The sequence below is a fragment of the Natronorubrum texcoconense genome (assembly GCF_900100335.1).
Lineage (GTDB): Archaea > Halobacteriota > Halobacteria > Halobacteriales > Natrialbaceae > Natronorubrum > Natronorubrum texcoconense.
Window position 1 is genome coordinate 534,998 of the sequence record NZ_FNFE01000001.1, and the last position, 20,631, is coordinate 555,628.

The 20,631-nt window shown below is 59.2% G+C and carries 15 protein-coding genes; 8 read left to right on the forward strand and 7 right to left on the reverse strand.

The window, feature by feature from the left end; genetic code table 11:
* Positions 1-247: 247 nt before the first annotated feature.
* Positions 248-3,220, reverse strand: a complete 2,973-nt coding sequence (locus BLT08_RS02550) for an oligosaccharyl transferase, archaeosortase A system-associated (RefSeq protein ID WP_090303213.1) — start codon at positions 3,218-3,220, stop codon at positions 248-250.
* 183 nt (positions 3,221-3,403) lie between these two features.
* Between BLT08_RS02550 and aglG the strand changes: the two genes are divergently transcribed.
* Together aglG and BLT08_RS02560 are read left to right on the forward strand one after the other, a co-directional pair.
* Entirely contained in the window at positions 3,404-4,363 is a 960-nt protein-coding gene (gene aglG, locus BLT08_RS02555; RefSeq protein ID WP_090303214.1) for a glucosyl-dolichyl phosphate glucuronosyltransferase, read from the forward strand.
* Positions 4,364-4,503: 140 nt separating this feature from the next.
* Entirely contained in the window at positions 4,504-5,451 is a 948-nt protein-coding gene (locus BLT08_RS02560) for a glycosyltransferase (protein ID WP_090303215.1), read from the forward strand.
* Between the two features lie 11 nt (positions 5,452-5,462).
* Here BLT08_RS02560 and BLT08_RS02565 read toward each other — a convergent pair whose 3' ends face one another.
* From BLT08_RS02565 to BLT08_RS22425, 3 genes are all read right to left on the reverse strand, one after another.
* Entirely contained in the window at positions 5,463-6,581 is a 1,119-nt protein-coding gene (locus BLT08_RS02565) for a glycosyltransferase (RefSeq protein ID WP_090303216.1), read from the reverse strand.
* Between the two features lie 45 nt (positions 6,582-6,626).
* The gene (locus tag BLT08_RS02570; protein ID WP_139171255.1) at positions 6,627-7,556 is read right to left on the reverse strand and encodes a hypothetical protein; all 930 of its coding nucleotides are present in this window, start codon (positions 7,554-7,556) and stop codon (positions 6,627-6,629) included.
* A 337-nt stretch (positions 7,557-7,893) separates the two neighbouring features.
* Positions 7,894-8,679: a hypothetical protein gene (locus tag BLT08_RS22425; RefSeq protein ID WP_139171256.1), complete on the reverse strand. Its 786-nt coding sequence runs from the start codon at positions 8,677-8,679 to the stop codon at positions 7,894-7,896.
* Positions 8,680-8,988: 309 nt separating this feature from the next.
* Between BLT08_RS22425 and BLT08_RS02575 the strand changes: the two genes are divergently transcribed.
* The 4 genes from BLT08_RS02575 (at position 8,989) to BLT08_RS02590 (ending at position 13,521) form a co-directional block, all read left to right on the forward strand.
* Complete coding sequence (locus tag BLT08_RS02575) at positions 8,989-10,116, forward strand: alkaline phosphatase family protein (RefSeq protein WP_139171257.1); 1,128 nt, start codon at positions 8,989-8,991, stop codon at positions 10,114-10,116.
* 116 nt (positions 10,117-10,232) lie between these two features.
* Positions 10,233-11,675 (forward strand): flippase, encoded by a 1,443-nt coding sequence (locus tag BLT08_RS02580; protein ID WP_090303219.1) that lies wholly within the window; start codon positions 10,233-10,235, stop codon positions 11,673-11,675.
* 67 nt (positions 11,676-11,742) lie between these two features.
* Positions 11,743-12,477 carry a UTP--glucose-1-phosphate uridylyltransferase AglF gene (aglF, locus tag BLT08_RS02585; RefSeq protein ID WP_090303220.1) on the forward strand — a complete coding sequence of 245 codons (735 nt, stop codon included), beginning with the start codon at positions 11,743-11,745 and terminating at the stop codon, positions 12,475-12,477.
* A gap of 60 nt (positions 12,478-12,537) precedes the next feature.
* The gene (locus tag BLT08_RS02590) at positions 12,538-13,521 is read left to right on the forward strand and encodes a GDP-mannose 4,6-dehydratase (protein ID WP_090303221.1); all 984 of its coding nucleotides are present in this window, start codon (positions 12,538-12,540) and stop codon (positions 13,519-13,521) included.
* Between the two features lie 41 nt (positions 13,522-13,562).
* Here the strand turns inward: BLT08_RS02590 and BLT08_RS02595 are convergent, their stop codons facing one another.
* Complete coding sequence (locus BLT08_RS02595) at positions 13,563-14,108, reverse strand: CDP-2,3-bis-(O-geranylgeranyl)-sn-glycerol synthase (protein WP_090303222.1); 546 nt, start codon at positions 14,106-14,108, stop codon at positions 13,563-13,565.
* A 238-nt stretch (positions 14,109-14,346) separates the two neighbouring features.
* Here BLT08_RS02595 and BLT08_RS02600 point away from each other — a divergent pair, with 238 nt between their 5' ends.
* Positions 14,347-15,525, forward strand: coding sequence for a M24 family metallopeptidase (locus BLT08_RS02600; RefSeq protein WP_090303223.1), 1,179 nt, complete (start codon positions 14,347-14,349; stop codon positions 15,523-15,525).
* A gap of 29 nt (positions 15,526-15,554) precedes the next feature.
* Positions 15,555-16,841 carry a glutamate dehydrogenase GdhB gene (gene gdhB, locus BLT08_RS02605; protein ID WP_090303224.1) on the forward strand — a complete coding sequence of 429 codons (1,287 nt, stop codon included), beginning with the start codon at positions 15,555-15,557 and terminating at the stop codon, positions 16,839-16,841.
* Between the two features lie 68 nt (positions 16,842-16,909).
* Here the strand turns inward: gdhB and BLT08_RS02610 are convergent, their stop codons facing one another.
* Both BLT08_RS02610 and BLT08_RS02615 read right to left on the reverse strand, forming a co-directional pair.
* Positions 16,910-17,290 carry a VOC family protein gene (locus tag BLT08_RS02610; RefSeq protein WP_090303225.1) on the reverse strand — a complete coding sequence of 127 codons (381 nt, stop codon included), beginning with the start codon at positions 17,288-17,290 and terminating at the stop codon, positions 16,910-16,912.
* Positions 17,291-17,413: 123 nt separating this feature from the next.
* Positions 17,414-20,629 (reverse strand): FAD-binding and (Fe-S)-binding domain-containing protein, encoded by a 3,216-nt coding sequence (locus BLT08_RS02615; RefSeq protein WP_090303226.1) that lies wholly within the window; start codon positions 20,627-20,629, stop codon positions 17,414-17,416.
* Positions 20,630-20,631 lie beyond the last annotated feature (2 nt).

Genomic DNA, 20,631 nt, shown 5'->3' on the forward strand with positions numbered 1-20,631 from the left:
GTGGAGGGAGAAGCTCCGAGACGTCCGGGACGACGTCGGCCGACCCATCAAGAAGTCCCCGAGAGAAACGACGAGATGCTCCCGCATCGATCGAGGTATTCCGTACGGGTCGAAAAGCATTCGTGCTCCGTAGGTACCTGCACCGAGCCAGTGACTCCGACCGACGCCACGGCTCTTGGTGAGTAAGTTGTAGAGAAAATCACTCGAGCGTCTCCGAAGGAACCGTCGTTAGCGGGACGGGAGACGATTACTCGTCTTCAGTCTCGGCGCCGTCCGCGTCTCCTTCAGCATCGTCTTCATCACCGTTTTCGTCGTCTGCGTCGCCGTTCTCGTCATCGGTGTCACCGTTTTCGTCGTCTGCGTCGCCGTTCTCGTCATCGGCGTCACCGTTTTCCTCTTCGTCACCCGCGTCCGGGTCCTCGAGTTCGACCTGCTCGAGGTCGACGGTGACGGTGTCGCCCTGGACCACTGCGGTCTCGGGAACCTCGGTCTGTCCCTCGAAGCCGTCCTCGCCCGGTTCGCCGACGGTCACGGTGTACTCGCCGTCGATCGCTTCGACGCTACTGTCCGTGTAGCCGTCATCGACGCCGAGTTCGTCGTTGGTGGCGTACGGGACGGTCAGCTCGAAGGTGCCATCGTCGGCGACGTCGGCCGTCTGTTCGTAGGTGAACGTTCGGCCGGGTTCGGTCTCGAGTTCAACCTCGGCCGTCACCGTCGCGTTGTCCGCGAGCACGTTCTCCTCGTCGTCGACTTCGCCGGTGATCGTCGCACCCTCGACGCGCTCGTACGTTTTAACCGTCGAGAGGAGATCGGCGTCCCACATCGGAATGCCGAGCGACTGGTCGACCATGTTGTTCTCGCGGGTCTGCGCTAAGCTCTCGGCGATTTGTTCCGTTTGCTCGCCCCAGCCGGTCTCGAATTCGTTGCCCCCGCCACTGGCGGCGACGAGATCGTTGTACTCCGAGATGGACATCGAGTAGTGGGGCGTGAGCCGGTCGCCGGTCTGCATCGAGCCGACGAACGCGTAGTCGTCGTTCTCGTGGACCAGCCGGTAGTGTTCCATCCCGTCCGCATCGTCGTGATACAGCGAGGCCATCGTGGTGTCGTAGTAGTTCTCGTTCGGCGCCGGGAGGTTCTGTTCCTCGCCGCCGACCTGGTACTCGCTCGTCTCGTAGTAGTGATCGTAGTCAGGGCCGGACCACTGGGTGATCGCGCTGAATTTCGCGCCGGCCATCTCGTGGTCGATCATCACGTAGCGCATCTCCTCGTGAGTCGCGTCTTCGGCCATGCCCTCGAGTTCCTCGTTCGAGTGGTCCTCAGGCGACTCGCCTGCGGCGATCGAATCGAGGATCAGTTCGGCGCGTTCCTCGGAGTCGGCGGTCAGGTACGCCGAGGACGAACGGGCGTTCTGCTGGAACGGGTTCGAGTGGGGAATCCGCTCGGCCTGGGTCGTTATCAGGTGGCCGTAGTCCCACCACGACATCACGCCGTAGGTCCCTTCGGGATAGTCGTAATCCCCGCCGTCGGGATACTCGTACGTGCCGAAGTAGTCGAGTTGGTCGGCGTTCTCTGCGTCACCCCAGTTGCCGGGTTCGGGGGTGTTGTTGGCCATCCAGTGGTTCGCCTCCTCCCAGGTCATCGCTTCGTCGGACGGCCCGACGTGTGCGCCGCGGTCCCACGTCGTCGAGTTGCCGGCCGCCATCGGCGGCAGCAGCGGAGCGAACAGCAGCAAGACGACCATGATGAGGACGATCACCTGATAGGTTTCGATTCCCCGAAGCGTGTCGACGCCGCCTCTGATATCGAGGTCGAAGATGCGGATCACGTCGGCAACGAAGACGGCGTTGACGACGGCGACCGCCAGCACGAGGTAGTAGGCGAACCGGATCTGCGTCGCGGCCATGCTGATCAGGAACAGCGACCAGACGACGATCAGCGTGTACTCGGTGCGGTACTCGCGGCCGAGGAACGGTCTGGCGACGAGAAGGCCGAGTCCCGCGAGCATGGTGTAGAACGCCGCACCGAACTCGTTGAAGACGTGGCTGGTGAAGTCGGCCGGTTGTCGGGCTTCCGATATTGTTTGATCGGTAGCACCGCCTCCAAATGGGAGAACACGACGTGATGCGTTGTCAACGATAGTCGAGAACAGATCGGGCAGTATGGCCCACATCACAACGAACGCGACGGCGATGAGGCCCGCAATTGCTCCCGGATAATAACGGCGATCGATATCGTGTGCGTTCCACTGTCGGGCGAGCCACGCCATAAACACACACCCGCCGGCGACGAGTGCGGCACTGACGGGTTGGAGATAACTGAAACTCGTCGTACTTGTTCCGGGTTCCTCGATTAATAACGTCGCACCGATAGCAGTCACTCCGAGACTGATTGCGCCTACAAACGCGATGTGATCGGGTGAAACGTTGCGAACGTAGTCGAGACACAACTGAACGGTGAAGAAAATTGCTAATATCCCGATCAGTACGACTGCTGGTGGCCAAACCCAGATGTAGAGGATTAGTGCAACGCCAGCGAGAACGCTGTATAGCGTGGGCTCTCGAAGTCCATCCCAATCTCTGTCGGCGACGAGTTCGTAAATCGGCTGCTCGCGTTCGGCGACTCGCAGCGCGAGCATCATCGCGAGGACGGCGAACGCCATGAACAGGACCTCGGCGACGTGGTGCTGGAGTTGGCCGGCGGTCGTCCGCGAGAAGAACTGACCTGGAGCGAGTGCGAGCAGGAGTATCGCGACGATACCGCCAATCGTTCCGCCCAGCCGGCGACCGATGAAGAACACCGGAATGGCTACAAGCGCGGCCATCGCTGGAACAGTTAGCAGGGAAACGAGATACAGGGTTTCAGTCGACGGATCACCGAGTCCGACGATCATCGCGATGGTGACGATAATCTGGTCGAACAGCGTTCCGAACTGGCCGACGTATCGGCCAGTTGGGAACCCGGTGAATATCTCGAACGGCATCGTATTCGGGTAGTTCTCCGAGGTCCACTCGACCGTTCGCCAGTGGTACCACGAGTCGACGGCCGCCAGCGCGGGCGTCCCGTCGTCGGTGATAAAATTCTCGTAGGACTGCGCCCGCGTCCAGAACATAAACAGCATCACAGCTCCGAGAACGGGGATGTGATACCAGTCGGTCCACGTCTCGAGGAAGGATGGTGACGTCTCGCTCTCCCCCTCGACGTGTTCGGTATCTGTACTCATTAGGTTCCACCAGACACAAGTCAAGAATAAGCCTTGCCATCTACGGCCCGGGTTTTGATATCCAGGGTCGTAACGGCCACGTAGGGCTGAATTTCGTCAATAGTGAACGGAGACTGAATACGGTGAACCTGTGAGTCAGCCGAAGGAAAAGGCTTATTCGCCGTTCACGGCAATCGAATCCCGATGAAGGTCTCCGTCGTCATCTGCACCTACGCGATGGAACGCTACGACGTGTTCTCCGAGTGTGTCGACAGCGTCCTCGAGCAAACGTACGACCCGCTCGAGATCGTCATCGTGGTCGACGGAAACGAACCCGTCTTCGAACGCGTCCGTGGCGATTACGGAGACCTCGAGGACGTCGTGTTGCACTGCAACGACGAGAATCAGGGAATTTCGTACAGTCGGACTCGTGGAGCCGAAATCGCGACCGGCGATGTCGTTGCGTTCATCGACGACGACGCCGTTGCTGAACCTGATTGGGTGGCGGAACTGGCTCGAGTGTACGAGGAAAGCGACGCGATCGCCGTCGGCGGTCACGCGAAGCCGGACTGGGTGACGAAGAAACCGGACTTCTTCCCCGAGGAGTTCTATTGGCTCGTCGGCTGTGACGAACGCGGAATGGGTGAGCATATGGAAGAGCTACGGAACACGTACGGCTCGAACATTTCCTATCGTCGTGACGTCTTTCTGAACGTCGGCGGCTACGACGAGAACACCGGTCGGAAGGGTGATCGACACATCCAGGCTCACGAGGCACCCGTCTGTATCCGAATGGCCAACAAGTACGGCAAGGGTGTGATATACAACACTGATGCAGTGGTAAACCACAAGCTGTTCGACTACCGCGGGGAGTTCCGGTGGTTGGTGTTTCGGTCGTTCTGGCAGGGCTACTCGAAACGAATTATGGATCTGTTGCTGCCCGAGGCTTCGGGGGACAAGAACGACTATTTGAAGCAGTTGATGCTCGAGTTCGTTCCGGATCGAGTTGGGGAACTTGTTCGTGAGCCCTCGAGTGCCAAGGCGAAACAACTGGTAACGATCTTCGTCTTCACCGCGGCGGTCGGCTTCGGCTACCTGTATGGACTGCTCGATGTGAATCGGTCGGAGTTAACCGCCGATCGTGAGGTCTCGACAGGGTCCTGACGACAGCAAGTTAGTCGGTTCGTGCTTGACTTTCGAAACCAGCGTTCTACTCCCAGCTACGACAGCGGTTCGAGCAATCCTTCAGAAGATATCGAACGAAGGGTATAACCGACTTCCGCGAGAATCTGACTCACAATCGAATGGGGACCGTCGATAACCTCCGGGTGTTGCATCTGGTGACTGCGAGGGAGGTGTTTTTCGACCAACAGATCGAGACCCTCGAAGAGAAAGGCGTTGACTGCACTGTTTGCGTTGTTCCCGGCGCCGAACAGATCGACGGCGATATGGCCAGTCGCCGCGGCGTCAAGGAGTACCTGCAGTTTTTCCCTCGCGTTCGTCGTGAGTTGCGTCGTGGAGAGTACGACCTGATTCATGCGAACTACGGACTGACTGCCCCTTATGCGATTACGCAATTTCGACTGCCCGTCGTGTTGACGCTGTGGGGATCAGACGTCGTGGGATTCGATGGCTTGGTAACGAAGGCGTGCGCATGGCGATGCGACGCCATTACCGTTCGCAGCGAGGAGATGCGCAAACTGCTCGGACGCGACGCGCATATCCTCCCGAGCGGCATCGACCTCGAGCGATTCCGACCGATCGATCAGCGGACGGCTCGAGAGCACGTCGGATGGGACCTGGAGGGTACTCACGTGCTGTTTCCGTACTCGCCGGAGTACGAACGGAAGAACTTCCCGCTGGCCGAGCGGGTCGTCGAGCGAGCCGAAACCGAACTCGGTCAGCAGGTTTCACTGCAGACGATTTCTGGGGTCCCACACGAAGCAGTCGTCTATTACATGAACGCGGCAGACGTACTGATGTTAACCTCCGATCACGAGGGGTCACCAAACACCGTCAAGGAGGCGATGGCATGTAACCTGCCCGTGGTCTCGACTGCGGTCGGGGACGTTCGCGAACGCTTAGATGGCGTCTCGCCGTCACGTATTGGGACCTCTGAGAAGCAACTTGTCGACGGACTGATCGAGGTTATTCGCGCGGATAATCGGTCGAACGGACGTGACGCCGTCCGCAAGGTGAGTTGGGATCGAATCGGAGATCGAATTCTCGAGCTTTATCAAAGCGTTCTCTAGTCCGCTCACTACTAATTCCGTCGAGACACATCCGTGAGAACTCGTTCGTATCGATCCAGAAGTCGGTCGAAGGCGTAGTGGTCAATCATATGTCGTCGACCACCGAATCCGAGTCGCTCACACACTGATGTATCCACCGCAAGCTGTTCGATGGCCTCGACGAGCGCGTTCATCGAGCCGGCGTGGATGCCCACCGGTTCGTCGATGAGGATCCCATCCAACGTATGGTGTAACGAGACGACGGGCGTTGCATAGCGCCACGCTTCGAGGAACACGTTCGGAAACCCCTCATAATCGGACGTGTTGACGAGTGCGATCGCATCACGATAGTGGTCGTGAATCTCGTCGGGGTCGACGAACCCGAGGAAGTCGAGATTCGAGAGCGTTCGAGCGTCGGCCGCGATCTTCTTGGAGTAGTCCGGATGATCATTATCGGGGGGGCCAATCATCCGAAACTGGATCTCAGGGAGTTGGCGCGCAAGCGCAAGAAACCGTTCAGGACGTTTCTGATCGGGGTCCATCGATCCCACCCAGAGAACATGCTCCCGATCGGCGTGTGCAATAAGTTCGGACTCGGGTGGGACATCGTACCCATTCGGGATGATGGGTGCATCGATGCCGTGCTCCTCGGACAGCAGTTGCTGTTGATGGCTCGTCTGCGCGACGACCGTGTCTGCCGACCGCATCGCCCTGATGTACGGGTATCTGAGTACCCCTCGACTCTCGAGGAGCGCTGGATCGACGTTTGAGTCGTTGGCAACCGCGTAGACGAACCCACCCCCCGACATGCACGCGTAAGAAGCAGTTGCCATACAGAGGAAGTCGTTTCCGCGGACGTAGTAGACATCCGCGTCAATCGATCTAAGCCCGCGAACCGTCTGAATCAACTTGAACGGGGCACGGGAAACACCACGAACGTCTGGAATCGCACAGAAAACATCGATACCGTCAACTGTCTTACGCTGGGTTGAACCATACTTGAGTGTGAGAACCGACACGTCGTATCCTCGGTCTCGAAGTGCGGTTGCAAGCATGTACTGCTGACGTTCTGCTCCACCAACGCCAGATTCGATACGTGAATTGAAATACGAATGGATTGTGTCAGAAACGAAGCAAATCCCCTCACTCATTTTCTCGTTGTGGTAGTGTTCGACAGCCGGTGGTTCGTTCGAGCGCTATTTGTAACCAAGTGCCTGAAGACGTTCATCCATGTCGATCTCGTCCATTGGTTTCCTATCCGGAGTCGGTGGGGAGTAGGTTTCCTTATCAATCGAGGTTGTCTGATACCATGGGACGACGCGAAGACAGTCGAGTGGAACATTTGGGTGGGCGTAAACCCCCCACTCTCCGAACGCGTTTGCGTGGTCTGCAGAGATCATGACCGTCTCCGCCTCGAAATTCTCGAGAAGGAGTTCAAGGTCATCAAGCACATATCTGAGGTTCTCGATATAAGCAGCCCAGAGACGGTCTGTATCGAGAGAACCGTTTCTAGCTTTTTTCCAGAGTGATTTTTGAACGTCAAATGGCTCATCCGCCGTCTGCTCCGGGTCGACAACCGGGTCCGGGATGCTAGGGAAGTGTGGCTGCATATAATGGACGATACAACGGTCGAACTCGCCTCGGTGCTCTCTCCCGACCCTAATTGCAGCATCCGTGACTGGTCGCGGCGGAATTGTGTGTTTCATCTCGTCCCAGCCATACTGCCAGACAGAATCGAGGCAGAAAAGGTCTGTCTCTTCAAGAAAATCGTCAGCAAAATGATTTGCTGTCACATACGCAGTGGCATCCATTTCATCAGCATACTGTTCAGTAAACGTTCGTTCCATCCACTGGTACGATGCAGAGCCAACAGAACGAAGCGTCCCCGGTTGATCCAGAAACGAATACTCCGCTTCTACCTCTTGTATCGCATCAACACGGGCAGAATCTAAAACAACGAGGAGATCCCACTCTTTTTCAAAGATATTCTCACCGTCAGGTTTCAGCGGTTCCAGTCGACGGAGCATCCCGACATAAAACTCGTAGCCGCTCTCCCGTAGCCCGATTGTTACCCCATCACGCCTGATCCGCGTCTTCGAGTGAGACATCCATTCGAGGAGAGACATCGTATAGACCTCAGGCGAAGCAATATTATATATTTTGTTTCGAACGTGATCGCTGGGTCCCTGTTACAAGAGAGATATTATAATGAGTTCATCATGAGTGGAAAAATAGCTGTGAAAACGTTTATGGGACAATACCCAACCAACAGGGGCGTCGATGACAACGGCAATTAAAAGACATAGATATCAGCATCTCACCCGGACAGCACGGCTGGAGTGAGAGGTCAGGATTACACCGACTGAGTTACTCGAGGTCCTTAGGTACCGTTGATTGACTACTCTCTTTCCTCAAGCCCTCTCGGCACAGATCACGAGTTATTGTCCAACTATCGTAGCCTCGTTATTTACTGGCTGGCTCAAGCGTCAATATATCTGGATGAGTCGCGAGTTCATCGTTTGGAAGTTGTCCGGTTTCGACGTACCGGTCACGTATTAGCTGCCAGTGTTCATGTCGAGATTTTACCCTGACTGGGATTTGATTGATTTTTTGAACTTGGGCAATTGTGAATCGGTGTCGCCCATCATGAAGAATCAACTCACCATCTCTACCAATATCTATTGAGACTTCATGAAGTGACGGTGGCCAATACCGGTGAATCGTTCGTATCGTCGGATCCTCTTCGTGTTGGTTTCGCAGCTCAGCTTGCGTTCGATATCCGTGAGCGGCTATCTGATCGTACAGTTGTTCTAGTCGAACGAGTCGTGCCTCAAAATCAGCGATGTTCTCACAGCCCCATTTATATTCTCCGCGTTGTAAATCCCTTTCAACTCTCCTATAAAAATCAGTATTTTTCCATTCTGTACCTTCGACGAAATGGTCAACAAAGGCCGTATAGAGATCATATTCGGCTAACGGTTGAACATGCTTGTCCCATGAACCAGAAACAATTTCCGAGATGGCGTTTGAGTAAGCAAAACACTCTCGACCAGAAGTTGTTAATTTAGTGTTTATCTGTTGAGGGTTAATGGCAAGAAGCTGAAATGGATCAATTCGAGCGGTGTGATGACGATCGCTCACATACCACGTCATCGCTCGAGCATAGAGTCGAACTATCGGTGGGGAAACATCAAACATCACCCGATCTGGAACAACCGTCTTTACAGTAGATTTAATTACTGAAGACATCTCGAAGAGGCTATACAAGATGATGCAAGCGGGGCGAATATATCTATCGAACCCGCGCTAGTAATCGAGCAAACGTTCTCAACAACCGAATTGTATTACCAACATTTGTAGTGGGAAAACGCTCACAGTAAATGCTACTGTTATGCACGTAGATACATACATGATTATAGAGCACGACCGACGCCGATAGAGTGGCAGATAGTTACTTTAAAATCCAATAATATCATTGTTGGCGCGTGAATAAAAGAGCACAGTAACCCACGACCACAATCGAAAGTGGCATTATATGCCGTTGGAACTAGACCAGTAATGAATTCGGGATACTATAGAGACATATTCACGAAAGCTGCAAAGGACCCGATTGCAGCAGTAAACTTTGCAAAACGGGTGTTGAAAAACGGGTATTACGACCGCAAGTACGAGCGGTATCGTCGTCGGGAGGGGATTTCACTCCAGTATGATACCGTCCACGAGCTGGTGAACAACGAGGAGTTTGTCCTGGTGATTCTCGACTCGTGTCGGTACGACTATTTCCGTGATGAGTACCCCGCGTATCTCTCCGGCGACCTCTCTCAAGTGTGGAGTGCCGGTAACCGGACCCCGAAATGGACGCCCAATCTGTGGACTGAGTCGTACGACCTGACGTATCTGAGTACAATGTCGTACCCGACAACGAAAGCAGCGTACCGGAAGAAACGGATCACGTTCGATCCGTACGAGACGTTCGAGAACGTGATCCGGATCGACGGCCACGATGATCCGTTGCTCTCGAACACTCCCCCAGAGATCGTCACGGATATTGCGTTGCAGTACTTTGCCAGTGTCGATCCGGATCCGATTAGAGCCGTTCTTCACTACTCGTTGCCACACAGACCGTACGTTGGTGCTACCAAAATTCTCCCCTGGCGAGTGGACGTCGCTTCGGCTTTGTCAGTCTTCGAAGAACATCGAAGTGACGATGACGTGCCCTCCGAAGAACTCTCGAATCGAGAGACAGTGTTCGGCGAAGAACTACTGGAGTATGACGTGACCGAAGCGGAGTTCGAAGAAATGGATGCAGAACGATACGAGGTGCGTCAACGAATCGACGATGGCCACCTCTCAGACGACGAGCTACGTGTTGCATACCGTGATAATCTTCGAGCGGTCTTAGCGGAAGTAACAAGACTGGTCGGATACCTGGACTGCCCAGTCGTGATTTCGGCAGACCACGGTGAGCATCTCGGCGAACACAGCGACGAGCTCCCACGATACAATCATCCAAACAGGACCCATCCGGTTCTCCGTGAAGTGCCGTGGTTTGAGGTTGGTCCAGAGTCGAAAGGTAACGAAGCCCTATCCTCACTCGAGAAATTGCCGGAACTCGTTCCGGACGAGAACCGAGAGCCAACAGCCGAAGCCGTAGACAAACGGTTGCGAGCGTTGGGCTATCGTTGAGCAGCAGATATTATCCGTCGATCTGGGTTGTGATAACGAAATCGATAAAGTGGTCTGTCGCACCACCAACCGGAACGCCTAACTGAGAGACGAGCGCCACTTGTGCGTAACACACGATGCGAATCGGACAAACCTCCATAATTTTCTTTATTTCGAAGCTTGGCGTCTCTGCACTCGGTTTTGTCGCCACGATTGTGTTCATTCGTCTTCTCGGTGAGGATATCTACGGCTTCTTTGTGGTAACACTTGCGCTAGTTTCCTGGCTCGGGATCGTAAAGAGTGTCGGGTTCGGTGAAGCGATCGTTAAGCGCATGAGCGAGGACGAAGAACCCGATGCGTACCTCGCTGCCGGGACAACGATCAAAGTGGTTCTGACAACGATCGTTGTAATCGGAGTGTTCGTGCTTCGTGACTACGTAAACGAGTACATCGGTCAACCGGTGGCTGAGTTGGTTATTCTCCTGGTGATCATCACCATCTTCAGCGATCTCGTCGACTCTGCACTGAAAGGAACACACAGGGTCCACGTGTATGCACCACTGAAAACGGTAATGGAAGGGACACGAAGCGTTGCAATGATCGCGTTTGTGCTCCTTGGGTGGGGCCTCACCGGAATGCTCCTCGGGTATGCAGTTGGAACAGCGGTGGTCGCGGCGCTCGGCCTCGCGATCGTACAACCCAACGTCGTCATTCCACGGCGACACCACATCGTTCGGCTGTTCGACTTCGCGAAGTACTCCTGGCTCGGAAATATGCAAAAGAAGACGTTTAGTGACATGGATCTTCTCATTCTCGCGCTGTTCGTCCCAGCCAATCTCACGGGTATCTATGCCGTTGCGTACTCGCTGTCGAAGTTTCTCGAGGTGTTCGGCAGTGCGATAAGCACGACGCTCTTTCCGGAGATGAGCAAGCTTTCGACGGAGGATGATACGAAACTGATCAACACCCTCACCAACGACGCGCTTACGTTCGCTGGACTGTTTCTGATCCCAGGAATCGTCGGTGCAACGCTGCTCGGTGATCGATTGTTACTCGTTTACGGACCCGGGTTAGACATCGGTGCGCACGTGCTCGTCATTCTGCTCATCGCCGTCCTCGTGTACACATATGCGAGACAGCTGCTCACAACGCTCAACGCAATCGATCGGCCTGATCTCGCCTTTCGGGCGAACGGGGCGTTCATCGTCGCAAACGTCGTTCTGAATTTTACACTGATCTATTCGATTGGATGGGTTGGCGCAGCGATTGCGACGACGCTGTCAGCCACTGTGGGGTTCAGCCTCGGGTTGTACTACGCCGATCAACTCCTCGACGTTCGACTCCCGTACAACGAGGTTGGCCGTCAGTGGATCGCTGCCGTACTCATGGGCATCGTCGTGTACGCCGCTCGAGAACTCGGCGAAGCAAATCCGATCGCGGCGTACAACGAGGTGTTTGTCGTTCTGCTCGTCGGCCTCGGAGCGATAGTATACTTCGCGGTATTACTCACGATTTCGAGTCGACTCCGCACAGCAGTGTCAGACAACCTCCCCTTCGATGTTCCGCTCGTCTACAATTGATGAAAGGTCACCGCCGGTCGTGGGCAACTACCAACATATATACTTGATCGGAATAATGGCTCTAGCCATGCAAGCAGTCGTCTTAGCAGCCGGAAAGGGCACCCGCCTCGAGCCCCTCACCGACGACAAACCCAAGGCGCTCGTCGAGGTCGACGACAAGCCACTGATCGAGGACGTCTTCGATAACCTCCTCGAGATCGGCGTCACCGAACTGGTCGTCGTCGTGGGGCACATGAAAGAACAGATTATCGAACGCTACGGCGACGAGTACGAGGGTGCCCCGATCACTTACGCCCACCAGCGGGAACAGCTCGGACTCGCCCACGCAATCCTCCAGGCCGAGCCCCACATCGACGACGATTTCGTGCTCATGCTCGGGGACAACGTCTTCCGAGGTAATCTCGGCGATGTCATTAACCGCCAGCAGGAGGATCGCGCCGATGCAGCCTTCCTCGTCGAAGAGGTGCCCTACGAGGAGGCCTCCCGGTACGGGGTACTCGACACGAACGAGTACGGCGAAATCGTCGAGGTCGTCGAGAAGCCCGAGGAGCCGCCGTCGAATCTCGTGATGACCGGCTTCTACACGTTCACGCCGGCGATTTTCCACGCCTGCCATCTCGTGCAGCCGTCCGACCGTGGCGAGTACGAACTCCCGGACGCGATCGACCTGCTAATTCAGTCCGGCCGCACGATCGATGCGATCCGGATGGACGGCTGGCGGATCGACGTGGGCTATCCGGAGGATCGCGAGACGGCAGAAGAGCGTATTCAGAACCCAGCGGAAGCGACTCCAGAACAGTAGGAACGGGTCGATCTGAGAGACTCCGAAACGCACTAACGAATCCTCCCCGTTAGGGCCGATATGAACGTCCTCGTAACGGGTGGTGCAGGGTTTATCGGCTCTCACATCGCCGAGGGACTCCTCGAGTCGGGCCACGACGTGGTTGCACTCGATATTCTCGATCCGTACTACGATCTCGGAATCAAAGAACGGAACATCGAGCGGTGTCGCGAACTCGGAGACGAACGCTACGAGTGTATCGAGGGATCCATTACGGACGAGGAACTGGTCCGCGACGTCGTCGCGGGTCACGATATCGAGTTTATCTATCACCAGGCAGCGCAGGCGGGGGTTCGAACCAGCGTTGAGAACCCCAAGAAGCCACACGAGATCAACACGACCGGACTCCTGAATCTCCTACTCGCGGCCGACGATCACGGTGTCGAACGATTCGTCAACGCGTCGTCCTCCTCGGTCTACGGAGAAGTCGAGTACCTCCCGTACGACGAGGACCACCAGAACGTCCCGCAGAGCCCCTACGGCGTAACCAAACTCGCGGCCGAACACTACTGCCGGGTCTGGGACGATGTCTACGACCTCTCGACGGTCAGCCTGCGATATTTCACCGTGTACGGGCCTCGAATGCGACCGAACATGGCGATAACGAACTTTACCTCACGCTGTCTGAACGGCGAACCGCCCGTGATCTACGGCGACGGCCAACAGACTCGCGACTTTACCTACATCGACGACATCGTCGAGGCGAACCTCTCGCTGCTCGAGACCGACGCGGCCGATGGAGCGGTCATGAACGTCGGCTCGACGGGGACCATTACGATCGAAGAGCTCGCCGAGTACATCGTCGACGAGACCGGCGCCGACGTCGGTCTCGAGTATTCCGACCCCAAAGAGGCGGACGCGCGCCACACCCACGCCGACGTATCGAAAGCCGGCGAACTGATCGACTACGAACCGTCGAGAGATATCCGCGAGGGGGTCTCACAGTTCGTCGATTGGTACCGAGAGAACCGCGACTGGTACGAGCCGCTCGTCCTGAACTCGTAGACCGATTCAAGAGCGATCCGCTGAGCGAAACTCGAGTTCCCTCACCAGGGCTCGTTCTTCAGTCCCAGTTTGTAGGCGATCATGTTCGTCGTCACGTGCAGGATCGGCGTCAGCACCACCACGACGGCGATGACCTCCCACGTGAACACGTCGAAGAACCACTCGCTCGCCAGTAGCGCGGTCAGGGGTAGCGAGACCACGACGAAATCGAGCTGATCGAGTCCGGGGAACATCGCCCCGCGCTGACGACCGGTGCGGCGTTTCAGAAACGATGCGAGGATGTCGCCGAGCATCGCCCCGGCCGCGAGACCGAGCGCGGCGAGCGGCGTAAATTCGGGAACCTCCACGCCGGTCGCGGAACTAACGTCGCCGGCGAAGAGACTCAGAAATCCGGCGAGCGCGAGACCGGCGACGATCCCGGCGGCGGTGCCGCGCCAGGTCTTACCGTCGCCCAGCATACGTTTGTCGCCCCACGTTCGGCCGCCGTCGATTGGCCGCCCGCCGCCGGCCAGCACCGCGGCGTTGTTGGGCACGTACGCGGGTAACATCGCCCAGAACGCGATCACGATCGTCTCGAGTATTGCCATATCCGCGGGAACGAACCCCCGTGTCTTAACCGCCGGTGGTTCGGCGCGAAGAGCTGACGACTGCAAACTCGGAGTGCTGGTCGCCGCTCGATGTGCCCCGAGCCGTCGCCTCACACCGTTGTCCCCGATTACTCGGCCACTCGAGCATCTATCTAACCTGTAAACAGTATCTGTATCTACTATACACGAAAAACTTTTAGCACTCCTGATCGATCCTCCTCGTAGAGACCCTGTTATCATGTCACGAGAAGTCTTCGACGAGGCGGAGTACGAACGCCGGGTCAGTCGGGCGAAAGAGCGGTTGCACGAGGCTGATCTCGACGCGATCGTCGTCTCCGATCCGGCCAACATGAACTACCTGACGGGGTACGACGGCTGGTCGTTCTACGTCCACCAGGCCGTGGTGGTCACGACCGAGCGGGACGAACCGGTCTGGGTCGGCCGCGAGATGGACGCGGGCGGCGCGCGGGCGACGACACATCTCTCCGAGGAGAGCATCCTGTCCTACAGCGACGACCACGTTCACTCGCCGTACGATCTCCACCCGATGGACTACGTCGCGGGCGTCCTGGAAGATCTCGAGGTCGCGGACGGACGCGTCGGCCTCGAGATGGACGCCGCCTACTTCACCGCGAAATCCTACACTCGCCTCCAACAGAACCTCCCCGACGCCGAGTTCGAGGACGCGACCTTACTGGTCGGCTGGGTCCGAATCAAGAAGTCCGAGCAGGAACTCGAGTACATGCGTCAGGCCGCCCGCATCTCGGAGAACGCGATGCAAGCCGGCATCGACGCGATCGGCGAGGGCGTGCCGGAGTACGAGGCCGCAGCCGCGATTTACGACGCGCTCATCAACGGCACCGACGAGTACGGCGGCGACTACCCCTCGATCGTCCCGCTGATGCCATCGGGCGATCACACGGACACGCCTCACCTGACCTGGACCGACCGCCCGTTCGAGGACGGCGATCCGGTCATAATCGAACTCTCGGGCTGTCGCCACCGCTATCACTCGCCGCTGGCGCGGACGACGTTCGTCGGCGACCCGCCCGACGTACTCGAGGAGACCGCCGATATCGTCGTCGAGGGCATCGAAGCCGCGCTCGACGTCGTCGAACCGGGTGTCACCTGCGAATCCGTCGAGAAGGCCTGGCGCGACACCATCGCCCAGTACGGCCTCGAGAAGGAGGACCGAATCGGCTACTCGATGGGGCTGGGCTACCCACCGGACTGGGGCGAGCACACGGCGAGCATCCGGCCCGGCGACGAGACCGTCCTCGAGGAGAACATGACGTTCCACATGATCCCCGGCATCTGGACCGAGGAGGTCGGCATGGAGATCAGCGAGACGTTCCACGTGACGAGCAGCGGCGCGGAGACGCTGGCCGACTTCCCCCGGAAGCTGTTTACGGCGTAACGACAATTCACGTCCACACCCAATCGACAATGTCTACGACACCAACGCAGCAGGAAGCCGAACCCGAAGAACAGTACGACTCGGCGCTCGTCACCGCTCGGCGCCAACTCGAGCGCGCGGCGACCCACGTCGACGTCGACGAAGGCGTCATCGAGCGGCTGAAACACCCGACGAAGGTCCAGCAGGTCTCGGTTCCGCTCGAGCGAGACGACGGCGAGGTCGAGGTCTTCACGGGCTACCGCGCCCAGCACGACGACGTCCGCGGGCCGTACAAGGGCGGCCTGCGCTATCACCCCGAGGTCACCGCCGAAGAGTGCACCGGGCTCTCGATGTGGATGACCTGGAAGTGTGCCGTAATGGACCTCCCCTTCGGGGGCGGGAAAGGCGGCATCGCCATCGATCCCAAGTCGCTCTCCGCGGACGAGACCGAGCGGCTCACCCGTCGCTTCGCCGAGGAGATCCGTGACGTCGTCGGGCCGACCAAGGACGTTCCGGCACCCGACATGGGCACCGACGCACAGACGATGGCCTGGTTCATGGACGCCTACTCGATGCAACAGGGCGAGACTATCCCCGGCGTCGTCACCGGCAAACCGCCAGTTATTGGCGGCTCATACGGTCGCGAAGAGGCCCCCGGACGCTCGACCGCGATCGCCGCGCGGGAAGCGATTCAGTACGAGGGCCACGAGGTCTCCGAGACGACCGTCGCAGTCCAGGGCTTCGGCAGCGTCGGCGCGAACGCCGCGCGCCTGCTCGAGGACTGGGGCGCGACCGTCGTCGCCGTCTCTGACGTCAACGGCGCGCTCTACGATCCCGACGGACTCGCGACGCACGAGATTCCGACCCACGACGAGGAGGCCGAAGCCGTCCTCGAGCAGGACGCCCCGCAAACGATTTCCAACGAGGACGTCCTCGAACTCGACGTCGACGTGCTGATCCCGGCCGCCGTCGGCAACGTCATCACCGCTGACAACGCGGACGCCATCGAGGCCGACATCGTCGTCGAAGGTGCGAACGGGCCGACCACGTTCGCCGCGGATACGATCCTCGAGGAACGCGACGTGACGGTCATCCCCGACATCCTCGCCAACGCCGGCGGTGTGACAGTGAGCTACTTCGAGTGGCTGCAGGACATCAACCGCCGTCAGTGGACCTTAGAGGAGGTCAACGAGGAACTCGAGGACAAGATGCTCTCCGCCTGGGCGGACGTCCGCGACGAGGTCGAAGCGAAGGAGCTAACCTGGCGCGATGCCGCCTATGTCGTTGCGCTCTCGCGAATCGCCGAAGCGAAGGCGACGCGCGGACTCTGGCCGTAGCGAACGGGGGTCGCACTCGCGATTCTCACGCGGCGAAGGCACCGATCCCGACGGCGTCTTCCGACCGTTCAGTCGTCGTAGCGCCCGATCTCGACGAGGTTTCCGTCGGGATCACGGAAGTACACCGACGTGATCGGTCCGACGGCGCCCGTACGGTCAACTGGTCCCATGATGATCTCGATATCCTGCTCACGAAGGTGACGTTCGACGTCCTCGATGGGTGTCTCAGTGATCAGACAAAAATCGCCACCGCCGGGCGTCGGTTCCTGCGCAACGGGTTCGACGTCGTTGTCGATCGGATGGAGATTGATCTTCTGTTCGCCGAAGCGCAGCGCCTTGCGGTCGTCACCGAACGTGACGACTTCGGCTCCCACGTTCTCGTAGAACTCGCACGTCGCCTCGACGTCTTCGACGGTGAGGACGAAGTGATCGATACCGGTGAGCTTCATCGCTGCTGTCCTCGCGTGGCTTGTCGTCGTTCCATGGATCGCCCTTCGTCGCCCCTCGAAAAATAACCCGCTGTCGGCCGACGATCGCGCCGGAACGACACGGATCAGCCGTCGCAGCAGTCGCTACGCCGACAGGGACGCAGCCACCTTCTCGATCGGGTGCGGCGGCTCGTCACAGCCGTCGTACTCCGAGAGCTGGGACCGACAGGACGCACCCGGTGCGACGACCGTCTCGCCGTCGCTCGCTTCGACTTGATCGAACAGCACCTCGCCGATCTTCCGGCTCAGCGAGTAGTGTTCGGCCTCGTAGCCGAAGGAGCCGGCCATCCCACAGCAACCGGAATCGAGCGCGTCGACCTCGTAGCCGACGGCCTCGAGCACCGTCGCCGCGTGGCCGTCCTTCTTCGTCGCCTTCTGGTGGCAGTGGCCGTGGTAGGTCAGCCGTTCTCCGAGTTCGTCGTCCCCGGTCGGCAGTCCGCCGGCCAGATCGAACCGATCGAGATACTCGAGTACGCCGTAGGTGTTCGCCGCGATTAGTTCCACGTCGGGCCCCGAAAGCAGATCCAGATAGTCCGACTGGAACATGACGGCGTCGGAAGGTTCTACGAGGACGACCTCCCAGCCGTCCTCGAGTTCGGGCGCGAGGGCGTCGACGTTGGTCCGAGCGCGCTCCCGCGACAGATCGAGAAAGCCCTTCGAGTGCGCCGGCCGTCCAGTTGACGTCACGCCATCGGGAATCTGAACGTGGACGCCCGCGGTCTCGAGCACCTGTACCGTCGCCTTCCCGGCCCGCGGGTGGTTGTAGTTCGTGTAGGTGTCGGGGAAGAGCAACACCTTCCGGTCGGCCTCGGCTTCCGAGATCTTCGGGCCGCGCGTTGCGAACCAGTCCTCGAAACTCTCGCTGGCGAACGCGGGGAGATCGCGCTCGCGGGCGATACCGACCGTCTTCTCGGCGATAATATCAGAACCCGGCAGCGAGGCCATCCAGTTCGACACCGGCGCGAGCGCGGAGCCGACGGCGTTCAGCCGGTCGACGTTCGCAAAGAGCTTATCGCGGAGGCTCGAGCCGTTCTCCTGATGATTTGCGTGCTCTACTTCCGCTTTGAGCTTCGCCATGTCGACCTCGCTCGGGCAGTCCCGCGCACAGCCCTTGCAGCCGATGCAGAGGTCCATGATCTCCGCTAAGAACTCCTCGTCGGTGGCCTCGGTCTCGAGTTCGCCGTTCATCGCGCTTCGGAGCATGTTCGCCCGGCCGCGGGTGCTCAAACTCTCCTCCTCGGCCGCGCGGAACGTCGGACACATCACGCCGCCGGTCGTCTCCTGATCGCCGCGACAGCCGCCGCAGCCGTGACAGAGTTCGGCCATGCCTTGGAATCCGTTCTCGTTGTCCCACTCGAGAGCGGGCTCGAACCCAGCGTCAAATTCGTAGTCGGGGTCGAACCGCAGATTCTCGGTCATACTGTGGTCGCCGCAGACGTTCCCCGGATTCAGCAGCCAGTCCGGATCGAAGACCGTCTTCAGCTCACGGAACAGCTCCCAGACGTCGTCGCCGTACAGCTTGTGGTTCCACTGGGTTCGGGCACGGCCGTCGCCGTGCTCGCCCGAAACGCTGCCGCCGTACCGGACGACGAGATCCGTCACGTCGTTAGCCAGCGACTCGAACTCCTCGAGCCCCGTCTCCGTCTTCGTGTCGACCAGCGGGCGCATGTGCATACAGCCCGGCCCCGCGTGGGCGTAGAAGCTGGCGAAGGTGTCGTACTCCTCGAGGACTTCCTGGAAGTCCGCGACGTAGTCCGCGAGGTTCTCGGTCGGAACCGCCGTGTCCTCGATGAACGAGATGTGTTTGGCGTCCGAGGTTCGCGAGAGCAGGATCGGCGCCGCGCTCTTGCGGAGCTTCCAGAGTTCGGCGACGCCTTCGGGATCGTGGGCCTCGAGGGCGTCGAATGCGCGGACGGGGTCGTCGGCGGTGACATCTCCCTCGTCGTCCGCGTCTTCCGCGTCGGCCGTTGGATCCGGCACGTCCTCGTCGGGCAACCGATCGGCCAGCAGCTCCGCGACCTGCTCGCGACCGTGATCATCGTCCTCGGCGTAGAACTCGACGAGCAGCGCGGTTTCGGTGCCCGCGGGGAGCCGGTCGACGAGCTCGGCGAACTCTTCCGTTCTCGAGGCGAGGTCGATCAGGGTGTCGTCGATGGCTTCGATCGCCGCCGGGTCGAAGTTCCGGACGATCGTGTCGACGTCGGCCATCGCCTCGAGCAAGTCGTGGTAGGTCAGCAGGACGACGGACGTCGTTTCGGGGACGGGCTCGAGGGAGACGCAAGCTTCCGTCACCACGCCGAGGGTGCCCTCGCTGCCGGCGAAGACCCGCGCGAGGTTGACGGTCGCCTCGGGGTCGGGTTCGCTCTCGTCGTCGATCGTCACCGACTCGGCGGTGTTCTCGTCGAACGCCTCGGGCACCCCGTAGGCCTCCGCAACCAGTCGATCGAGGTTGTAGCCCGAGACGTTGCGCTTGAGTTGCGGGAACACCTCGCTGATCGCGTCGGCTTCTTCATCGATTACGCAGCGCAGGCCCTCGTAGATGCGCTCGAGGAGGTCTCCGTCCGGATCCGCCGTCTCGCGAAGTTCCCGGACCGTCACCTCGCCGAAGCGCTCGACGGAGCCGTCGGCGAGGACGACCTCGCAGGCCTCGACGTAGGCGTCGGTCTTCCCGTACTGTAGGGAGTGGGCCCCCGTCGAGTTGTTCCCGATCGCGCCGCCGATGGTGCTACGATTCCCGGCGGCGGGGTCCGGCGCGAACTTCAACTCGTGAGCTGCGAGTTCGTCGTTCAGATCGGCCAGCACCGCGCCGGCCTCGACACTGGCTCGCTGGGTGTCCGGGTTGACCTCGAGTACGTCGCCCATATGCGTCGTGAAGTCGAGGACGACGGCCTCGTTGACTGCCTGTCCGGCGAGGCTCGTCCCGCCGCCCCGCGGCAGGACCGGAATTTCGTTCTCCGCACAGTACTCGACGACGCTCGCGACGTCCGCCGTCGAGCGCGGCAGTACGACCCCGATCGGAGTCATCTCGTAGGCGCTCGCGTCGGTCGCGTACAGTTGTCGAGAGTAGTCGTCGAACCGGACCTCGCCGTCGATTCGCTCCTGCAGGGCGGAGACGAGTTCGGGCCGGTCGACGTCGCCGCCGACGTAGTCGTAGGCGGCCCGGGCATCCGCCGCTGGGTCACCCTCGCGCGGGTCGTCCGGCGGTCCCAGATGGGTCTCGTCCGAGGTCGACGTCTGGTCGCTGTGGTCGGTCGTCGAGGGCGAGTCGTCGGTCGCGGACGGCGGATTATCGGTGGACATCG